At 55.4% G+C, this 19989-nt stretch carries 17 protein-coding genes and 1 riboswitch; all 17 genes read left to right on the forward strand.

The genetic code is table 11. The features are described from left to right. The first annotated feature begins 80 nt into the window (after positions 1-80). The 17 genes from purM (at position 81) to AC4ED1_RS09890 (ending at position 19959) form a co-directional block, all read left to right on the forward strand. Positions 81-1124, forward strand: a complete 1044-nt coding sequence (gene purM, locus AC4ED1_RS09810) for a phosphoribosylformylglycinamidine cyclo-ligase (protein WP_490938140.1) — start codon at positions 81-83, stop codon at positions 1122-1124. After that, positions 1121-1783: a phosphoribosylglycinamide formyltransferase gene (gene purN, locus AC4ED1_RS09815; RefSeq protein WP_490938082.1), complete on the forward strand. Its 663-nt coding sequence runs from the start codon at positions 1121-1123 to the stop codon at positions 1781-1783. The genes purM and purN overlap by 4 nt, the downstream gene beginning before the upstream one ends. Positions 1784-1914: 131 nt before the next feature. Beyond that, positions 1915-3498, forward strand: a complete 1584-nt coding sequence (purH, locus tag AC4ED1_RS09820) for a bifunctional phosphoribosylaminoimidazolecarboxamide formyltransferase/IMP cyclohydrolase (protein ID WP_490938084.1) — start codon at positions 1915-1917, stop codon at positions 3496-3498. 322 nt (positions 3499-3820) lie between these two features. Then, complete coding sequence (gene purD, locus AC4ED1_RS09825; RefSeq protein WP_490938086.1) at positions 3821-5086, forward strand: phosphoribosylamine--glycine ligase; 1266 nt, start codon at positions 3821-3823, stop codon at positions 5084-5086. 72 nt (positions 5087-5158) lie between these two features. Beyond that, positions 5159-5273, forward strand: a riboswitch (TPP riboswitch). A gap of 155 nt (positions 5274-5428) precedes the next feature. Beyond that, positions 5429-7210: a phosphomethylpyrimidine synthase ThiC gene (gene thiC / locus AC4ED1_RS09830; RefSeq protein WP_490938088.1), complete on the forward strand. Its 1782-nt coding sequence runs from the start codon at positions 5429-5431 to the stop codon at positions 7208-7210. Positions 7211-7425: 215 nt separating this feature from the next. Then, positions 7426-8586, forward strand: coding sequence for a hypothetical protein (locus AC4ED1_RS09835; protein ID WP_490938090.1), 1161 nt, complete (start codon positions 7426-7428; stop codon positions 8584-8586). 99 nt (positions 8587-8685) lie between these two features. Then, positions 8686-9471, forward strand: a complete 786-nt coding sequence (locus AC4ED1_RS09840) for a hypothetical protein (protein WP_490938092.1) — start codon at positions 8686-8688, stop codon at positions 9469-9471. After that, positions 9468-11213: a hypothetical protein gene (locus tag AC4ED1_RS09845; RefSeq protein ID WP_490938094.1), complete on the forward strand. Its 1746-nt coding sequence runs from the start codon at positions 9468-9470 to the stop codon at positions 11211-11213. Before AC4ED1_RS09840 ends, AC4ED1_RS09845 begins: the two co-directional genes overlap by 4 nt. Next, positions 11192-12175, forward strand: a complete 984-nt coding sequence (locus AC4ED1_RS09850; protein ID WP_490938096.1) for an FTR1 family iron permease — start codon at positions 11192-11194, stop codon at positions 12173-12175. The genes AC4ED1_RS09845 and AC4ED1_RS09850 overlap by 22 nt, the downstream gene beginning before the upstream one ends. After that, entirely contained in the window at positions 12172-13662 is a 1491-nt protein-coding gene (locus AC4ED1_RS09855; RefSeq protein ID WP_490938098.1) for an alkaline phosphatase family protein, read from the forward strand. The genes AC4ED1_RS09850 and AC4ED1_RS09855 overlap by 4 nt, the downstream gene beginning before the upstream one ends. Beyond that, positions 13659-14405 (forward strand): glycosyltransferase family 2 protein, encoded by a 747-nt coding sequence (locus AC4ED1_RS09860; protein WP_490938100.1) that lies wholly within the window; start codon positions 13659-13661, stop codon positions 14403-14405. Before AC4ED1_RS09855 ends, AC4ED1_RS09860 begins: the two co-directional genes overlap by 4 nt. 258 nt (positions 14406-14663) lie before the next feature. Beyond that, entirely contained in the window at positions 14664-14867 is a 204-nt protein-coding gene (locus AC4ED1_RS09865) for a YezD family protein (protein WP_490938102.1), read from the forward strand. Between the two features lie 186 nt (positions 14868-15053). Further along, on the forward strand, positions 15054-16094 hold the full coding sequence (locus tag AC4ED1_RS09870) for a sulfate ABC transporter substrate-binding protein (protein ID WP_490938142.1): 1041 nt from the start codon (positions 15054-15056) through the stop codon (positions 16092-16094). A 67-nt stretch (positions 16095-16161) separates the two neighbouring features. Then, positions 16162-16998 (forward strand): sulfate ABC transporter permease subunit CysT, encoded by an 837-nt coding sequence (gene cysT, locus AC4ED1_RS09875; protein ID WP_490938104.1) that lies wholly within the window; start codon positions 16162-16164, stop codon positions 16996-16998. A 39-nt stretch (positions 16999-17037) separates the two neighbouring features. Then, on the forward strand, positions 17038-17916 hold the full coding sequence (gene cysW, locus AC4ED1_RS09880; protein WP_490938144.1) for a sulfate ABC transporter permease subunit CysW: 879 nt from the start codon (positions 17038-17040) through the stop codon (positions 17914-17916). Beyond that, a complete protein-coding gene (locus AC4ED1_RS09885) occupies positions 17913-19073 on the forward strand; it encodes a sulfate/molybdate ABC transporter ATP-binding protein (RefSeq protein ID WP_490938105.1) in 1161 nt (386 codons plus the stop codon). Before cysW ends, AC4ED1_RS09885 begins: the two co-directional genes overlap by 4 nt. Positions 19074-19134: 61 nt before the next feature. After that, positions 19135-19959 (forward strand): alpha/beta hydrolase family protein, encoded by an 825-nt coding sequence (locus AC4ED1_RS09890; protein ID WP_490938107.1) that lies wholly within the window; start codon positions 19135-19137, stop codon positions 19957-19959. Positions 19960-19989: the final 30 nt, after the last annotated feature.

Here is a 19989-nt window from a genome sequence, read left to right on the forward strand (position 1 = left end):
GAAACGTGAGCGAACAGAACCGAACGGGCGCATCGCAGGGAGATCGCGTTGCTCCTTCAGATTCTCAGGGACAATCGCGGTTGGACGCATACGCGCAAGCGGGTGTCAATATCGACGCAGGCAACGAGACGGTTGACCGGATCAAACCGCATGTCGCCCGCACGCTCCGGCCTGAAGTGATTACCGCACTGGGGGGATTTGGCGGCGGTTTTCAACTGGATCCGGACAAATATAAAGAACCGGTTTTGGTATCGGGAACTGACGGGGTTGGCACCAAACTGAAAATCGCTTTTCTGATGGACAAACACGATACGATCGGTATCGACGCGGTTGCCATGTGTGTGAACGACATCCTCGTGATGGGCGCGGAACCCCTGTTTTTCCTGGATTATCTGGCTACGGGAAAGCTCGTTCCCGAGACGGCCGAACAAATCGTCAAAGGCATCGCGGACGGCTGCGTACAGGCCGGTTGTGCGCTGGTGGGCGGCGAGACAGCGGAGATGCCCGGCATGTACGGCGACGGGGAATACGACATTGCGGGCTTTGCCGTCGGAATCGTCGATAAAAGCAAGATGATCGATGGCAGCCGGGTGCGGCCGGGCGACGTACTGATCGGGCTCGGCTCGAACGGGCTGCACTCCAACGGGTACTCGCTGGTTCGCAAGGTCTTCCTTGCAGATCGCGGGTACTCTCTGGATTCGCAGCCCCACGGTCTCGCGCAAACACTCGGGGAAGAGCTTTTGACGCCAACGCGTATTTATGTCAAAAACGGCCTCGCCCTTTGCGGAAAGTTTGATGTTCGCGCAATGGCCCATATCACCGGCGGCGGTTTTCTCGAGAACATTCCGCGGGTGTTGCCGGACGGATGCGCGGCGGAGATCCGGACCGGTTCCTGGCCGGTGCTGCCGATTTTCGAGTTGTTGCAGCGGGAAGGGCAGATCCCGGCAGTCGATATGTATCGCACGTTCAATATGGGGATCGGCCTGGTTGCGGTGGTTCCGGAAGAGCAGGCGGACGATTTTGTCAAGGAAGCCATCAGTCTGGGGGAACGGGCATACCGTATCGGACGAATTGTCGAAGGCAAACGGGAAGTCCGGATTCCCGGAATCGAGGGAACCGTATGAGCGGGCGGGCGGCAGAACAAACCGCAGGAAAGCGAATCGCCGTGTTTGCCTCGGGCAGCGGGAGCAACTTGCAGGTATTGTTGGAACGCGCTGCGGAAGGCAACCTCGGCGGAGGGGAAATCGTGCTGGTGGTGTGCGACAAACCGGAAGCGAAGGCGGTGAACCGGGCGCAGCAGGCGGGGGTTCCGGCACTGGTTGTCGTGCCGAAGGAGTATCCCGACAAAGCCGCTTATGAAGCGCGCATTCTAGCGGAACTCACCGAGAAGCAAGTCGATTTTATCGTACTGGCGGGCTATATGCGGCTGGTGGGGCCGACTCTGCTGGAACCGTATCGCGGCCGCATCCTGAATTTGCATCCTTCGCTGCTTCCGATGTTCCCCGGCAAGGATGCGATTGGACAGGCTTTGGAAGCTTGCGTGAAGCGGACGGGAGTGACCGTCCACTTTGTGGATGAAGGAATGGATACGGGGCCGGTCATCGCCCAAGAAATAGTCATGATTGAAGAGAACGAGACGAGAGAGACGCTAACGGCGAAAATCCACGCGGTGGAGCATCGGCTGTTGCCACGGGTGGTCGCTGATTTTGCAAGGGGTTGGATCACGCTAAACGGGAGAACGGTGGAATATAAAAAACATCATGAACAGTCCCCGTCAAAGTAATTCGGAACCCGAATGCCACTGCGTCATCTTTTGCGGCGGATCGATTCGGAACGCGCGGCGAAGCTTGACGTCAGTTTGGCGGAGGTGTTCGCGTTACTTTGATGGGGATTTGGTTGGGGGGTTTTTTTGCCATGAAACGGGCGTTAATCAGCGTATCGGACAAGACCGGCGTGGTGGAACTGGCGAAAGCGCTTGTCCGGCACGGCGTGGAGGTTGTATCGACCGGAGGAACCGCGAAACTGCTCGAACAAGAGGGCATCCCGGTGACGGGCATTTCGGATGTCACTGGCTTTCCGGAGATTATGGACGGACGGGTGAAAACCCTCCATCCGAACATACACGGCGGTTTATTGGCTGTGAGAAGCAATCCGGAGCATATGCAGGCGATTGAAAGGCTTGGGATCCGGCCGATCGATCTGGTTGTGGTGAACCTCTACCCGTTTAAAGAAACGATTCTCAAACCGGGCGTAACCCATGAGGAAGCCATCGAGAACATCGACATCGGCGGACCTTCCATGCTTCGCGCCGCCGCGAAAAATTACCGCGATGTGATCGTGCTGGTGGACGCTGCCGATTACGGCTTGGTAGTGGAAAGTCTCGACGCGGGACAACCGATTCCGGAAGAAACCCGCCTTGCCCTAGCGGCCAAGGTGTTCCGTCACACCGCCGCCTACGACGCGCTGGTGGCTCAGTACATGACGAGCCAGACAGGGGAAGAGTTCCCGGAAACGATCACGCTGACTTACGAAAAAGCGCAGGATCTCCGGTACGGCGAAAATCCGCACCAAAAAGCGGCGTTCTATCGCGAACCGGCTGCGGGCGCGGACACCATCGCGGGAGCGAAACAACTGCACGGGAAAGAATTGTCCTACAACAACATCAACGATGCCAACGCGGCGCTTTCCATCGTCAAGGAATTCAGGGAACCCGCTGTTGTAGCGGTGAAACACACCAATCCGTGCGGTGTCGGAATTGCGGATACGATCTGCGGGGCTTGGAAGAAAGCGTACGAGGCGGACCCGGTCTCCATCTTTGGCGGCATCATCGCATTGAACCGCCCAGTGGACGTTGAGACCGCCCGGGCAATGTCCGAACTGTTCCTGGAAATTATTCTGGCGCCTGGTTTTGAGCCGGCGGCGTTTGACATTTTGAGCAAAAAGAAAAACCTCAGGCTGCTGGAAGTGGCAGTCGGAGAAGGAGGGGCGGACAGCGCCGCCAAAGGCCCTGACGGCGAACAATCCGCGTCCGCGCTTTCCGTTTCCCGCACCACATTGAAAGTGGAAGGCGGTTTGTTGATTCAAGACCTGGATCGGAAGGCCGTTTCGGAGAACGACTTGCAAGTGGTGACCCGCCGCCAGCCGACGCAGGAAGAATTGAAACAGCTTCTGTTCGGCTGGAAGGTGGTCAAACACGTCAAGTCCAACGCGATCGTGTTGGTGCGCGAGAACCGAACCATCGGCATCGGCGCCGGGCAGATGAACCGGGTCGGAGCCGCCAAAATCGCGATTGAACAGGCGGGCGATCTGGCGAAAGGAGCGGTGCTTGCCTCCGACGCGTTCTTCCCGATGCCCGATACCGTTGAAGAGGCGGGGAAAGCGGGAATCACGGCGATCATTCAGCCGGGCGGTTCCATTAAAGACGCGGAATCCATCGAGGCGGCGGACCGTTTGGGAATTGCGATGGTGTTTACCGGAATCCGGCACTTTAAGCATTAATTTTTTGCCGATTTGCTTGTCGAATTTTTGAATTCGACAAGCAGCGGAGAAATCTGCCAAGATATGACGCGAAATGGCTTGGAAATGCGATAGCCACAAGACAACAAATTGAAAAATAAGGTCTGACCCGTGTTCGCGTTCAAAATCCCGCATCGCGTGACATCGTTTGACAGACGGGAGCGAAAAAGGCGCGTGCGGAAAAAGAAGCGGATGTCAAACACAGGTCAGACCTTGTATGGCTGCAGATGCACAGATACGGCAGGTCAGAACCGCATGCAAACAGGAGGTCAGACCTTGTCTGTCGAAAAAGGAGGGCAATTGTATGAAAGTGCTCGTGATCGGAAGCGGGGGTCGTGAACACGCTCTTGTCTGGAAGCTAGCCCAAAGCCCGCGCGTGCAAAAGGTGTTCTGCGCTCCGGGCAATGCTGGGATCGCGGAACTGGCGGAGTGTGTCGCGATTCCTGCGGATGCGGTCAACCGGTTGGCCGATTTTGCGGAGCGGGAAAAAATCGATCTGACGGTGGTCGGACCGGAAGCGGCCCTTTTGGCGGGTGTGGTGGACGAGTTTGAGCGGCGCGGGCTGCGGATTTTCGGACCGTGCAAAGCGGCCGCCCTGATTGAAGGCAGCAAGGCGTTCGCCAAGGATTTGATGCTGACCAACGGGATTCCCACAGCCAAGTACCGCACTTTCACGGATATGCGAGCCGCTTTGCAATACATTCGGGAACAAGGCGCCCCGATCGTCGTAAAAGCGGATGGTTTGGCGGCGGGAAAAGGCGTGATTGTGGCGCAAACCCTCGCCGAAGCGGAGGATGCCGTCCGGACGATTATGGAAGCGAAGGCGTTTGGCGAGGCGGGAAGCCAGGTGGTGGTCGAAGAGTTTCTTGCGGGCGAAGAAGCGACGGTTATGGCATTTGTGGATGGAACGACGGTGAAACTGATGGTGCCCTCGCAGGATCACAAGCAAGTTTTCGACGGGGACCGCGGCCCGAATACCGGAGGCATGGGAACCTATGCGCCGGTGCCCAAAGTAACCGAAGATCTGTTGCGGGAAGTGGAAGCGGCGATTGTTCGCCCGGCGGTTCAGGCGCTGGCGGCAAAAGGAACGCCGTACAAAGGCGTGCTGTACGCCGGATTGATGCTGACGGCGGAAGGCCCGAAGGTGATTGAGTTTAACGCCCGTTTTGGCGACCCGGAGACGCAGGTTGTGCTGCCTTTGTTGGAGAACGATCTGGTTGACGTGGTGGAGGCGGTGATCGACGGCCGGTTGAACGAAGTGAATCTTTCCTGGAAAAATGGGGCTGCCGTTTGTGTCATTCTTGCGGCCCAAGGATATCCCGGTGCTTACAGGAAGGGTGACGTGATTGAAGGGCTTGACCGGTTGCCGGAACAAGTGGTGGCATTCCATGCGGGAACTGCCGCCGCCAACGGGCGGTTTGTCACAAACGGCGGCCGGGTGTTCGGCATAACCGGCTTTGGGCCCGATTTGAAAGCAGCCAAAGAAGCGGCTTATCGCGGGGTAAAATCCATCCGTTTCGAAGGCATGCACTACCGGACGGATATTTCCGACAAAGCGTTTCGGGAATAGCCAGGCAATTTTTCAAAAACCGCCTTGTAAACCTTCTTCACTTGGAGTAATTTAGAATTGTAAGAAAAAAAGTGTTGCTACTAGGGGTGCCCAAGAGCTTGGGCTGAGAAAGGAACGCGATGAAGTTCCTTGACTCTCGGGACCTGATCTGGATCATACCAGCGTGGGAAAGTAGTTTGGCTTGCATCTTTTCGCGGATAGGCTTGCGATTGCCCGTTTGCGGATTGTCGGCCGGGTCCTGTTTTTGAACGGGACCCGGTTTCTTGTACAGCCAATCCTGCCGTTTTTATCCGGTCATGTCTGCCAAGCTCGGGTCGTTTCCGAAAAAAAGGAGGTAAGGATATGACCAAAAGTTTGCAAGACCGGCCCGCCATCGAGTTGAAGTCCGCTTTTCCGGGGAGCCGCAAAGTGTACGTGCAGGGTTCGCGCCCCGATATTCGGGTTCCGATGCGGGAAATCCAACTGCATCCGTCGACGACTCCGCAGGGAGAGGTTGAAAACGAACCCGTTCGCGTTTACGACACAAGCGGTCCTTATACGGATGCCGCATGTTCCGTCGATATTCGAAAAGGGCTTCCGGCTTTGCGCCGCGGTTGGATTTTGGAACGGGGCGATGTGGAAGAGTATGAGGGGAGGGAAGTCAAACCGGAAGACGATGGGTTGCGGGCAGACGATCCCCGGGCGAACCGCGAGATTTTTCCGGGGCTCAAGCGCCGTCCGCTGCGGGCGAAACCGGGAAAAAACGTGACACAGTTGCACTATGCCCGCCGCGGCATCGTTACGCCGGAGATGGAGTTCATCGCGATACGGGAAGGGGTGTCGCCGGAATTTGTCCGGGAAGAGGTGGCCCGCGGCCGCGCGATCATTCCGGCGAACATCAACCATCCGGAAAGCGAGCCGATGATTATCGGGCGCAATTTTCACGTGAAAGTGAACGCCAATATTGGAAATTCCGCCGTCGCTTCGTCGATTGAAGAGGAAGTCGAGAAGATGACCTGGGCGATTCGCTGGGGCGCGGACACGGTCATGGATCTGTCCACGGGAAAGAACATCCACACTACGCGCGAATGGATCATCCGCAATTCTCCCGTTCCCATCGGAACGGTTCCGATCTATCAAGCCCTGGAAAAAGTGAACGGCGTGGTGGAGGATCTCAGTTGGGAGGTCTATCGCGACACGTTGATCGAACAGGCGGAACAGGGTGTCGATTATTTCACGATTCACGCCGGCGTGCTTTTGCGGTACATCCCGCTGACCGCCAAACGGGTAACCGGCATCGTGTCCCGCGGCGGCTCGATTATGGCGGCGTGGTGCCTCGCCCATCATCAGGAGAACTTCCTGTATACCCACTTTGAAGAGATTTGCGAAATCATGAAAACCTACGATGTGGCCTTCTCGCTGGGAGACGGCTTGCGCCCGGGATCGATCGCCGACGCCAACGACGAGGCCCAATTCGCCGAACTGAAAACGCTGGGCGAACTGACCGAAATCGCTTGGAAACACGACGTTCAGGTGATGATCGAAGGCCCCGGCCATGTTCCGATGCACAAGATTAAAGAAAATGTGGATCTCCAGATGGAAATCTGCCATGAGGCGCCGTTCTATACGTTGGGACCGCTGACGACCGATATCGCGCCAGGTTATGACCACATCACTTCCGCGATCGGCGCGGCGATGATCGGTTGGTACGGCACTGCGATGCTTTGTTACGTGACCCCGAAGGAACACCTGGGCCTTCCGAACAAAAACGACGTTCGCGAAGGAGTGATCGCCTATAAGATTGCGGCGCACGCTGCCGATCTGGCAAAAGGGCATCCTGGCGCCCAAAAACGGGACGACGCCCTCTCCAAGGCACGCTTCGAATTCCGGTGGCGCGACCAGTTCAACCTGTCCCTCGATCCGGAACGGGCAATGGAGTATCATGATGAAACGCTTCCGGCCGAAGGGGCCAAAACGGCGCATTTTTGTTCGATGTGCGGCCCCAAATTCTGCAGCATGAGGATCACGCAGGATATCCGCGAATATGCCGAAACCAAGGGCGTTGACTTTGAGGCGGCGATCGAAGAGGGGCTGAAGGAAAAGGCGAAGGAATTCCGGGAAAGCGGCGGGCAAATTTACCGGTGAGGGAGTACACGGCATGCGACGAGTGCCGGAGATCGGACGGGAGATGGCCGAATGACTGTATTGCTGAATGATGCACCCTTTGGGGTGCTTTCTTTTTTGATTTTCCCCCTTTACAAAACACCCGGCTCGTTGTATTCTAATATTGGAATTGATAATCATTATCATTTAAATTGGAATCATTCCAAACAAACTACATATTCAGGGGGAGAAACGACGTGTTATACAAGAAATGGGCCATTGCAGTATTTGCATCTTCATTGGTTTTAACTGCTTGCGGCGCGAAGCAAGAGGCTGGTAAACCGGCGGAACAGCCGAAACAAGAGGCTCCGAAAGAGCAAAAATCGGCTGCCGACGCACAAGTCAAGGCGTACAAGGAGATGGTTGACGAGCTGGCCAAAGGCAAAGACGGCGGCAAGGTGGATTACGACAAAATCGAAAAGCTCTACAACGATCAGTTCAAGACGTTCGTGCAAGCTCGCGACAGCGAGTTCAAGGAAGAGCTCGACCAGCAAATTTCCAATGCGGTCAAAGCGGGCAAAGACGGTCAGTTGAAATCCGACATCGTCGAGCAAATCGTTAACAAGCTTGGCCAAAAGGCGTTCTTCTTGACTCTCCGCCACGAATTGAAAGAAGCGGAGGAGCATTTCTCCGACAAGACGAAAGCCAAGGAGGAAGTCGAGGAGGCAAAAGCGTACTACAACGGTGTCCTCAAATCCACTGTCGAGAAGCGAGACAAGGCGTATGGAACCCAACTGGCGGCCGCGATTGACGGCGCGTTGCAAGATATGGCCACCGCAATCGAGGGCGGCAACAAACTCGATTTCTCTCTGGCAAAGCAAGTGGTCGACAAGACTTTGATGAAGGCGTTCTATCTTGCGGTTGGCGGCGCGCAAGGGTACGCTTACAAGATTGAGAAGGCGGTACGGGAGGGGAAAGACCCGAAGGCGGAGCAGGCGGAAGGATGGGCTTTCTATCAGTCGCTTTACGGGTACCTTGCGAAATCCGCCAAAGAAGACGCGGAATTCATCCAAAACAAATTCGATCTGAAAACGGCCGCGAAAGACATCAAAGGCGACGAAATCAACAAAGCGTTTGTCCGCGCCTTTGCAAGTGTTGCGAAGGGTGAATACAAGGAATCCTTCGAGAATTTCGGCAAGGACAAAGGAGCTGTCACCGCTTTGGAAGGCGCTCTCTTCATTCAGGTGATCGAGGCGGACGCCAAGAAATTGCTGGGCGAAGCCGAAACCAAGGCGCTGCTTGAAAAAGCGGGCGAACTGGTGAAAGCGGCGAAGGCGAACGACAAGACGAAAGCGGAAGCGCTCTATAAAAAAGAGATCGAACCTGCGTTGGATAAACTCGGAAAAGCAGGAAAATAGTATAAAAAGGGTATCCGGGAAACCGGGTACCCCGTTTGCACACATTCGACCGTAACAGTGGACTCCGCTTGGTTAAGGCGGAGCGGAGGGGTGGCAGCAATGGGAAAGTCAGGGATATGGAAGCGACTGCACAACGGGTTGCTTGGCGCTTTTGTGTTGATATGGGTTGCCGGATGGGTCCCGGCTACGGCAAACGCCTATTCGTACGGGGACCCGAATGAGGAGCCGGTGGCTGAAGCGTACAAAAAAATAGTGGCGAAACTGAACGAAACACCACCCGATTTTGACGGGGCCAAAGCGGTGTTCGAGCCCGTCAAGCAGGAACTCGACATGCACATGGGAACCGAACCGGCGGCATCGGTATTGGCGAACTTAAAGGACAGGAAGAAGGAAAACGTCATTTCCGACATGCAGAAGATCCTGGTTTTGAATATCGCCAGACGGCTCGACAACATCGAAAAAGATTTTCAGAATTACAAGCAAGGCAAGCTGCTGATCGCGAAAGCGAACGCCACGTATGAAGCCCTTTCGCCGGCAGTGAAGCAAAAAGATCCCGCGTTAGATGCCGCGCTGCGGCAGGAGTTCGAGAAAGCGCTGCAATCTTTGGGGAATCCGGGGTTGTTCGGCGTCGGTGTGAAAGAGCCGGATCCGGCCGCCTTCAAAGCCAGCAAAGAAACCATTTTGAAGTCCTTGCAGAAACAAGTCGGGTTGCAGAGTTTGGAGATCGGCCATTTTACGGAAGGCAGCGGTCCCGGCAATGAGAAAAACCGGACCCAACAAGTCGGGACCGATTTTTCCGATGTGAAGAACTGGATTCCGATCGCCATGATTGTGGCCGTCGTCGCGGGAATTGTCGTATTCACGCGAAAGAAGATGCGAAAGTGAGCCGGCGGGAACGGTTGCGGGCAGGAGTCGGCCTTGTCGTCTCGACAGCGGTTGCGGTCGCCATAAGGCTTTTGTTCATCGCCCCGTACCCGACCGGATGGGACGACGTGGATTTTGCGCTTGCCCTTGAGCAGTATGATCTCTCCCGGATGCAGCCGCATTTTCCGGGATATCCGGTCTACATTTTGGTTGCGCACCTGTTTTGGCTATGGCTGCAGGACCCATTTTTGGCGTTGAGCGTATTGTCAGCCGCAGCGAGCGGTTTGACGGTCATTCCGCTCTGGCTGTTGTTTCATAAAATGGGGTCTCCGGCGATTGCCCGGATCACGGTATGGTTATACGCGTTGGCTCCGCTGCCGCTGGTGACCGGCATTCAGCCGATGTCCGAATCGCTCGGCGTGCTTCTGGCCGCCTGGCTCGCGTATTTTTCGTGGAGCGCGGCGGGAGACGGCGGGACCGCACGGGTGGGGAGAAAGCCGGGAAACGGAGCTGCGCGGTGGCTGACGAGTCCGGCCGCATGGTGTTTGCTGGCGGCAGGAATCACGTTGGGGCTGTTGCTTGGAGTTCGCGTCTCCTATTGGGCGCTGTCAGCCCTCTGGTTGTGGGCGGTCGTTCGTGTGTTTCGCACATCCGGGCTCCCGGTGATGCGGCGGCTTGGCCTTGCAGCGGTTTCCGCCGGGGCGGTGGCCGTCACCTGTGCGGTCTGGTTATCGGCCTTGATTGTTTCAACGGGCGGCATCGATTCGTTTCTGGCGGTGGCCGTGTCTTTTACGGGCGGCCATTTCTCCGACTGGGGGGGCGTTTATCATGCCGGCTCAACGTTTTTGGACCGCGCGCTTTTGGCCCGTGCCGGACTTTTTTTCTTCCACCAGATCGGAGCGGCCGGGTTGGGGGCGATCTGGCCGGAAGACGTCAGGTTTGCCGGAATTGACGGCTTCCCGGAAGTGTTTTTGAAAACGGAAGTGTGGCGGTGGATTTCGACGGTTCTGATTGCGGCGGGCGCCGTGGGTCTTGCCGCAGCAAGCGCCATTCGCCTTTTTGCAGCTGGCGGAAGGTTGGGGTTGACGGGTGGCTTTGGTCACCGGCTTCCCGCCGGAAAAGCGGTATTTTTACTGATCTGGATCGTTCCTTATCTGCTTTGGGCGTTTTTTGCGCAGAATGTCGAGAAGCCAAGACACATACTGCCGCTGCTGCCGCCGCTTCTTTATTTGCTGGTGACGGGGCTGTGGCGGCTGGCCGGTTGGGCGGCGCCGCTACACACTGTTTTGCAGCGGCGAATCTTCACGGTTTTGGGAGTTGTCTGGGGGATTGCGATGACTGGCGTTTCGTATCCGCTTTTAAAGGAAGCTCATGCGACCGAATCCCCAATGATGCAACTTGCCCGCTATGTGAAGGCGAATGTTTCGACGGAAAACACTCTGATTTTTACATGGGAAGAACAACGGGTTCTCCACTACGTAAGTCCGGCTCATACCGCGATCCGGTTGCGCAAGTGGGAGGACTTCCGGAAGGAGATTCTGCAGTATCCGGAGCCGCCCGCCCGGATTCTGGCGACAAGCGCGCTGGTTGAGGGGATGGACCGGCCGGTCAAGCAGCTTTTTCGGGAAGTGGCGGTGTTTACAGGAAGTCCCTGGTTATATCCCACTTATCACACAATCACTCTCTACGAAGGTACGCCGGCATTGCATGAAGAATTGCGGAAGGGCAAGGGGGAAACAGCATGGAAATCCAAGCGTTTTTGATCACGTTTCGCGAGGCGTTGGAAGCTTTGTTAATCGTGGGAATTATCACGACGTACTTGAAGCGGGTTCAGCGTCCCGAATTTGTCAAATACGTCTGGTCCGGCGCGGGACTTGCCGTGGCAGCGAGCTTTGCGGTCGCGCTGCTGTTCCAGGTTGTCCTGACCGGGTTTGCCGCGATGGGCAGTGAGATGTATTTGAAAATCGGGATTATGTTTGTCTCCGCTCTCCTCTTGACCCAGATGGTATTCTGGATGGCCAGGCAAAGCCGGGATATCAAAGGAAAAGTCGAAGGCAAACTCGATCGGTTCATCACAGCCGGCAACGTGTTCGGCATGGTCGTTCACTCTTTCCTTGTCGTGCTGCGGGAAGGGGTCGAAACGGTGTTCTTCTTTGCCGCGATCACGGGAGGCAACATCGGAGCCGCCATGCAAGGCTGGGGAGCCGCTACCGGGATTGTGTTGGCGGCGGTTGTCAGCCACTTCTTCTTTAAAGGCACGATGCGGGTTCCGCTGAAAATCTTTTTTAAGGTGACCGGCGCGTTTATTATCCTGATCGCGGCGGGTCTTTTGGTGCAGGGATTCTCCATGATGCAGGACCTGAATCTGGTCGGCAGCGTGATGCCGCACCTTTATGACCTGACCTGGTTGATGCCGGAGCATCCCATCGATTACGAGCACTATGTGCGAGATACCGGCAAAGAGCCGATTTTGTCGGGACAGGTCGGAATTTTCCTGAAGGCGCTGTTCGGCTATTCTGCCAGTCCTTCGCTGGAAGAGGTGCTGCTTTATATCGGGTATTTTGTGGCGCTGTACTTCTTGATCCTTCGCCGTAATGCGCAGTCGGCCGTACAACCTCAAGCGGCGAAGACGGAAGCCGCGGCTCGCGAAGAGCAAACGGCCGACGCGAAGGCGGCGGAAGGACGGCCGGTTGCCGGCAACGCAAAGGTGGCGAAAGAATCGTGAAATCCGCTACCCGGTTCGAAATTCTTGCTGCAAGATGCTGGAACGTGCTGAACGAGGGCAAGACGTTTACTCCTGTATTCGTCTTGTCTGTTTTTCTGGTTGCGAACGGTTTCGCGGTTGACCTGCCGCGTCTCGGAAAAGCGGCGGTTGTCACGCTTCCGCTGTTTCTCTTGTACTACATCTACGACTTCCCCCTGCACCTGCGCTGGTTTTTGCTGCCGCCGCTGGCAGCGTTTGCCGGGCTGTTCGGCCACTGGAACGGCGGTCTGTTGTTGTGGGCGTCAGGTTTGTATGCGTTTTTCACCTTTTTTTTCTGGGGGACACTGTATTACCATCTGCGGATTGGAACGACCTGGTGGAATTTCACGCGGATCTGGAAGTTGTTTCTGAAAAATACGGATTCCACAAGCGGCAATGTGTTCGAGCAGCTTCCGAAAGCGTTTTTGCTGCTGCAGGCGCTGGATTGGAGCTACTTCCGGCTTGGAGCGGGGCGCTGGGACGCGGCCGGGGTGGGCGTGTCCCCATCGCTTGAACCGTTCGCCGTGCCGTACGCCGGCTTCGTTGCGGCGGTCGCCGTTTACAGTTGGTTGGTGCACAAGCTGTTGTTCAATTGGCAACCGCAGGAATATCCGGCCTATACGAAAAGCGTCGGGTTAGCCGCTCCGCTTGCCAAGCGGGTCGTTGTGATCGTCATTGACGGCTGCCGCAAGGAGCGCTTGGAGGAGGCGGATACGCCGTTCCTCGATTATTTGCGAAAAACCGGCGTGTACTACGACTCCATGGAGACGGTTTACCCGGCCCGCACCGTTGTCTGTTTTTCGTCGATGTTTACCGGCACTTATCCGCGCGAACACGGGATTCGGTCGAATATGGTCTGGAAGTTGGGCGTTCGCGTTGAAAGTGTTTTTGACAAATTGAAACAGAATGGGAAAAAAGGAGTCCTGTTCGGATGCGCCCACTTGATCGACGCGTTCGGCGATTATGTCGAAAGCTTTACGGCGGTTGAGAACAACGACATTGTCGACCAGAAGATTATGTCCCGGGCGAAGGAGATCATGAAACGGGAAAATCCGGATCTGATGGTGATCCAAATGATTGCGGTGGATCAGACGGGGCACAGCCGCGGGGTCATGTATCCGGAGTATCTGGAAAAAATCGAAGAGTCGGACCGGCTGATCGAGGATTTTTGCCGGTGGATGGAGCAGGAAGGGTTCATGGACGACACGGTGTTGGTGGTGATGGCCGACCACGGTCAGGGGAACGGAATCGGCGGGCACGGCCACCTCGATGCCGGAGAGCGGTATGTGCCTTTCATCCTGCATGGATCTTGTATCCGGCGGGGAGTGGTCGTCAGAGAACACCGCAGCATTGTCTCCTTGGCACCGACGATCGCCTGTCTGCTGGGGGTTCCGTTCCCGGACAAGTCGCGCGGACCCGTGCTCTTGGAAGCGATTGAGACAGTCAGCAGTGAAGGGGCTACAGCATGAAGAAATTGATGGTGGTCATTCCCGCATGGAACGAAGAAGACTCGATTGCGAACGTGATTCGGAAAGTGCCGAGGGATTTTGATCCCCGGCTGCGGGTGGAAGTCCTTGTTGTCGACGACGGGTCGACGGACCGAACGGTGGCCGTCGCCTGGGAAGCTGGCGCGGATTATGTCGTGTCTTTCCCGAAAAACCGCGGATTGGGCGCCGCCGTGCGGGAAGGGCTGAGGGAAGCTTATCGGCTGGGGACCGATTTTGCCGTGATGATCGATGCGGACGACGAATACCCGGCCGATTATATTCCGCAAGTATTGGCGCCGATCCGGAAAGGAGAGGCCGACTATGTCCTCGCCTCCCGGTTTGCCGGCACGATTCGCGGCATGAAGCTGCACCGGCGGTTGGGCAACTATTTTTTCACTTTGCTGCAAATGCTGATTTTGCGCAGAAAAATCACGGACGGGCAGACCGGGTTTCGCGCTTTTTCGCGGCAAGTTCTGGCGACGATGGATATTATCCACGATTACAACTACGCGCAAGTGATGACGCTGAATATCGTGCGGCAAGGGTATCGCATGGCGGAAGTGCCGATTCCTTATAAAGTGCGGACGACTGGGCGGTCGTTTATCCGCTTCTGGGCGTATCTGGCGAATGTTTTGCCGGCGATTGTGCGGGAGTTGAGACGAAAGCCGGGAAGCGGCCGCCAGGCTGAATTTGAACCCGAAATGCAGGCCTCTTTCAGGGAATAAACTATCCGTTGAAATAGAGTATTGACAATTATCCGAATGCGATGTAAATTGGTAACAACCAAAATTACTTAAAAACAAACCTATTTACTCGGGAATTATTTTTCGAAAAATTGTATCCCCTGGCAAACGCCCGCCATAGAGTGGTATAAGGCACCGGGTGATGAGCCTATGTGAACGGGGGTGCCGTCTTTTTCGGGTAAATGAATAAGTTTTTGTTATTTTCATCATTAAAAATTTTTATAGAGGGAGGGGAGTGCAATGTCGGAAAAGAATCATCAAACGCCGCCGGATGTATGGATTGACCGTATCCGTAACGCCCTCAACAATCTTGAGTACGGTTCCGTTCACATTGTTGTGCATGATTCCCGGATCATGCAGATCGAACGGACGGAAAAGCTGCGCTACCCTCTGGAACGTGTCAATCCGGTTGAAAGTCGTTCTTCCCGGAAAGGGAACAAGTAACTCTTACAAACCAAAAATGGCATGTGCCGATCGGACCACCGAAGGCTCCCGTTATCGTGCAGGATTCCTGCATGACAAGGGGCCTTTTTGCTTTGTTCACAACAACATTGAGAAAGAGGCGAGATTGTTATGACAGTAAAACCTAAAGACCGCAAAAAACCTCGTGTCTACAAATGGATTCAGTTGATGATTACGGGCGGATTGCTAGCCGGACTTGCAGGATGCGGGAGCGGGGGCGGCGCGCCGGCGAGCGGAACCGATTCCGGGGCGAATGCGAATTCAAAAGCCGCTGGCCAAACCGTCGAACTGCTCAATGTTTCCTATGATCCCACGCGGGAACTCTATCAGGAATTCAATAGCGCGTTTGCTAAGTATTGGAAAGACAAGACCGGTCAGACCGTTAACGTCAAACAATCCCACGGCGGATCGGGCAAACAGTCCCGCGCGATTCTCGACGGACTGGAAGCGGATGTGGCGACGCTGGCGCTCGCCTACGATATTGACGAGCTTGCGGCTAACAAGCTAATCCCGGCCGACTGGCAAAAGCGATTGCCGGACAACAGTTCTCCGTATACCTCTACGATTGTGTTCCTGGTTCGCAAAGGAAACCCGAAAGGAATCAAAGATTGGGACGATTTGGTCAAACCGGGCGTGTCGGTTATTACTCCCAATCCGAAGACCTCGGGCGGAGCGCGTTGGAATTACCTGGCGGCCTGGGGGTATGCCCTTAAGAATAACGGCGGCGATGAGAGCAAGGCCAAAGATTTTGTGAGCCGCCTGTATAAAAACGTTCCGGTGCTGGATTCCGGCGCCCGCGGCTCGACGACGACTTTTGCGGAGCGGGGCATCGGCGACGTGCTGATCGCTTGGGAAAACGAGGCATTTCTATCGCTTAAGGAATTTGGAAAAGACAAATTTGAAATCGTGGTGCCGTCTGTCAGTATCCTTGCGGAGCCGCCCGTCGCCGTCGTCGACAAGGTGGTCGACAAACGCGGAACCCGTGCCGTGGCTCAGGCTTATCTTGAATATCTCTATACGGAACAGGGCCAGGAAATCGCCGCCAAAAATTATTATCGTCCGCGCTTGCAATCGGTTGCGGCCAAATATGCCGATCAGTTTCCGAAGCTGAACCTGTTTACGGTCGACGAGGTGTTCGGCGGTTGGCAGAAGGCGCAAAAAACGCATTTTGCCGATGGCGGCGTGTTTGACCAAATCTATCAGAAGTAGTATCAAAAGCAGCGGGACGGTCGGTAAAAGTACACAGGGATACGGACGCTCATAGGGGAGTGATGAAATGGCAAAGATTTTGAAGCGGCACAGTGTCCTGCCCGGATTCGGGTTGGCGATGGGGTTCACCCTGCTTTACCTAAGCCTGATCGTGTTGATTCCGCTCTCCGCGCTCTTTTTTAAGACGTTCTCATTGAGTTGGGACCAATTCCTTGAAATTGTCACGGCACCGCGTGTCGTGGCGTCCTACCGGCTCAGTTTCGGGGCTTCTTTTGCGGCGGCTCTTGTCAATGCGGTGTTCGGGTTGTTGGTGGCTTGGGTTTTGGTTCGTTATCAATTTCCGGGCAAACGCATTATTGACGGGCTCGTCGATTTGCCCTTCGCGTTGCCGACTGCCGTGGCGGGCATTTCTCTAACGGTCGTGTATTCTCAAAACGGCTGGATTGGCCGGTATCTTGAAGCGGTGGGCATCAAGGCGGCTTATGCGCCGCTGGGAGTGATCATAGCGCTTACCTTTATAGGTCTGCCGTTTGTTGTACGAACCGTGCAGCCGGTCATTCAGGAACTTAACAAACAGGTTGAGGAGGCGTCCGCCACCCTGGGAGCCACCCGCTGGCAGACGTTCCTCCGGGTGATACTGCCGCAATTGATTCCGGCGGTACTGACAGGGTTCGCGCTGGCTTTCGCCCGGGCTATCGGCGAATACGGATCGGTCGTCTTTATTTCCGGCAACATGCCGATGCGCACTGAGATTACACCGCTGCTCATTATGACGAAGCTGGAGCAGTATGACTATGCGGGTGCAACCGCGATTGCGGTGGTTATGCTTGTTGTGTCGTTTATACTGTTGCTGCTGATCAATCTGCTGCAATGGCGCAGCGGACGACGCCATCTGGCGGGCTAGGGGGAGGTTGTGTCTGTGCATACTTTTTTGACACAAAATATGTCGACAAGCAACCGTCACCGCAATATGGTTCAGGCGGTGTTCCGTTGGACGTTGATCGGGATCGCGTTAGGATTTCTCGGGGTGTTTCTTGTCGTCCCGCTGGTCACCGTTTTTTCCGAGGCGTTGAAAAAAGGGGTTGCGGCCTATCTTACGGCAATCAGCCAGCCGGAAGCGTTGGCGGCGATACGGCTGACACTTCTGACCGCAGCGATTGCCGTGCCATTAAATCTGATTTTCGGCACAGCCGCCGCTTGGGCGATAGCCAAGTTCGAGTTTCCCGGCAAAAACGTTTTGATTACTCTGATCGACCTGCCTTTTGCCGTATCGCCGGTTATCTCGGGTTTAATCTTTGTGCTTTTGTTCGGCGCGCAGGGACTTTTCGGACCATGGCTGGCAGCCCACGGGATTAAGATCATATTTGCCGTACCGGGAATCGTTCTGGCCACGGTATTTGTGACCTTTCCTTTTGTGGCACGGGAATTGATTCCTCTCATGCAGGCCCAGGGAACCGAAGAAGAAGAGGCTGCAAGAATTCTTGGGGCCAACGGCTGGCAGACGTTTTTTCGCGTTACCCTTCCTAACGTCAAATGGGGATTGTTATATGGCGTGATTCTTTGCAACGCGCGGGCGATGGGGGAATTCGGGGCCGTATCGGTCGTTTCCGGACACATCCGGGGACACACGAACACAATGCCTTTGCATGTGGAAATTCTCTACAATGAATACAATTTTGCGGCTGCGTTTGCGGTGGCTTCATTATTGGCGATATTGGCGCTTGTGACATTGGTTGTCAAGAGTTTGGTCGAATGGAAGTCCCGGCAACTAAACGAGGGAGAAGAACGGACAGCCGCATTGGGAAGCGAGGTAACGACATGAGTATTGAGGTGCGCAATATTACCAAAAAATTCGGTTCGTTTGCCGCCGTTTCGGATATCAATCTGCGGATTGAGACAGGCGAACTGGTGGCATTGCTGGGTCCTTCGGGCTCCGGAAAAACCACTTTGTTGCGGATTATTGCGGGTTTGGAAGAGGCGGACGGAGGACAGATCCTGTTTGACGGGGAAGACGCGACAAGCCGGAGCGTCCGCGACCGGGGAATCGGTTTCGTGTTTCAACATTACGCGTTGTTTCGGCATATGACCGTTTTTGAGAATGTTGCCTTCGGGCTGCGGGTGCGTCCTCGTAAACTACGCCCTTCCAAAGAAGAGATTCGTGCCAAGGTGTGTGAGCTTCTTAAACTGGTACAACTGGAAGAGTTAGCAACACGATATCCTTCGCAGCTTTCCGGCGGCCAATGCCAGCGTGTCGCTTTGGCCCGGGCGCTGGCGATTGAACCCAAAGTGTTGCTGCTTGATGAGCCATTCGGGGCTTTGGACGCGAAGGTTCGCCAGGAATTGCGCGGCTGGCTCCGAAAAATTCACGACGAACTCCACATTACCAGTGTATTTGTCACCCATGACCAGGAAGAAGCGCTGGAAGTGGCGGATCGTGTGGTGGTGATGAATTCGGGCCAGGTGGTGCAGGTCGGCACACCCGAAGAGGTGTATTGTGAGCCGGCTACCCCGTTTGTATTCGATTTTCTGGGCAGAGTCAACCGTTTGGCCGGGCTTGCGCACGGGGGAAAAACGCGGATTGGCGCTCTTGAAGTGGACACACCGGAATTTCGCGATATACAGAATGCGCGAGCGGTTTGTTTTGTGCGGCCCCACGATGTGGAAGTCGCGCGGCAAAATCCGGCACATGCGGCCATCGAAGCCCGAGTCAGGCACATCAACATCGTAGGGCCGACCGTACGGACGATCCTGGAAAGGTGTGATACAGGAGATTGGATTGAGGCCGAAATGAGCGGCGAGAACTATCGCACACTCGATCTCAGGGTGGATGAACCCGTTTTTGTAAAGTTTCGAAAGGTAAAAGTGTTTCTTGAAGGCGGATCCGCACAGCAGTATGCTTCGGGCGGGCCGGAAGATTTCAGCCTGTCCGCATCTGGGATGAATGCGAAAATGAAGATTTCTGAAATTAAGGTTTCTTAGCCCCCGTATCTCGCGTTATTCGCGGGGGAAGGGGGTCTTTCGTTGGAAGGAGGGATTATTTTTGGAACATGTTTTTACGATTCGCAGCGGCAATCTGGAGCTGGCTGCCACCCTGCACGATCCGTGCGCTCCAAGCGGGGGAGACAAGGACAGGAGGCAATACCCGATCGTGGTAATTTGCCACGGTTTTGTCGGAAACCGGATCGGGGTCGACCGTCTGTTTGTCAAGGCGGCCCGGCACCTTGCCGACAACGGATACAGGGTTCTCCGGTTTGACTATGGAGGCTGCGGGGAAAGTACCGGTGATTACGGCGCCGGCGGCATGGACAGTCTGATCGAGCAAACCCGCCATGTTCTCGATTATGCCGTAAGCGTCGAACATGTCGATCCTGAAAGGGTCGTTTTGCTTGGCCACAGTCTGGGCGGGGCCGTGGCATTGCTTACGGCCGCTCAGGACCACCGGGTGAAGTCGCTGGTTTTATGGTCGGCGGTGGCGAATCCCTTTACCGATATTGTCCGTATTGTCGGGGAAAAAAATTATGAGCGGATTCGGCAGACCCAATCTGTCGATTATCGCGGATATTCGCTCACCGGCCGGTTTTTTAGCTCTTTGGCAGAGTATCAACCGCTTATGCAGCTGCGGAATTTTTCCGGGAACGTTCTGCTGGTGCACGGCAGCGACGATCGGGAGGTGCCGGTTGAATACTGTTTCCTCTATCAGCGCGCATTTTGGTTGAGACCCGGCGGAAAATGCGACAAAGAAGTGATTCTTGGCGCCGACCATACATTTTCGTCAGCCAGCCACACAGAGCGTTTGCTGAAGGCTACAAGCAGCTGGCTTGACGCGGATCGGCGAAATGTGGAGTGGACCGACTGGGTGATATAAACTACGGTCAAAATGATAGTTTACCAACAG

The organism is Effusibacillus sp. SKA8 (assembly GCF_058273125.1).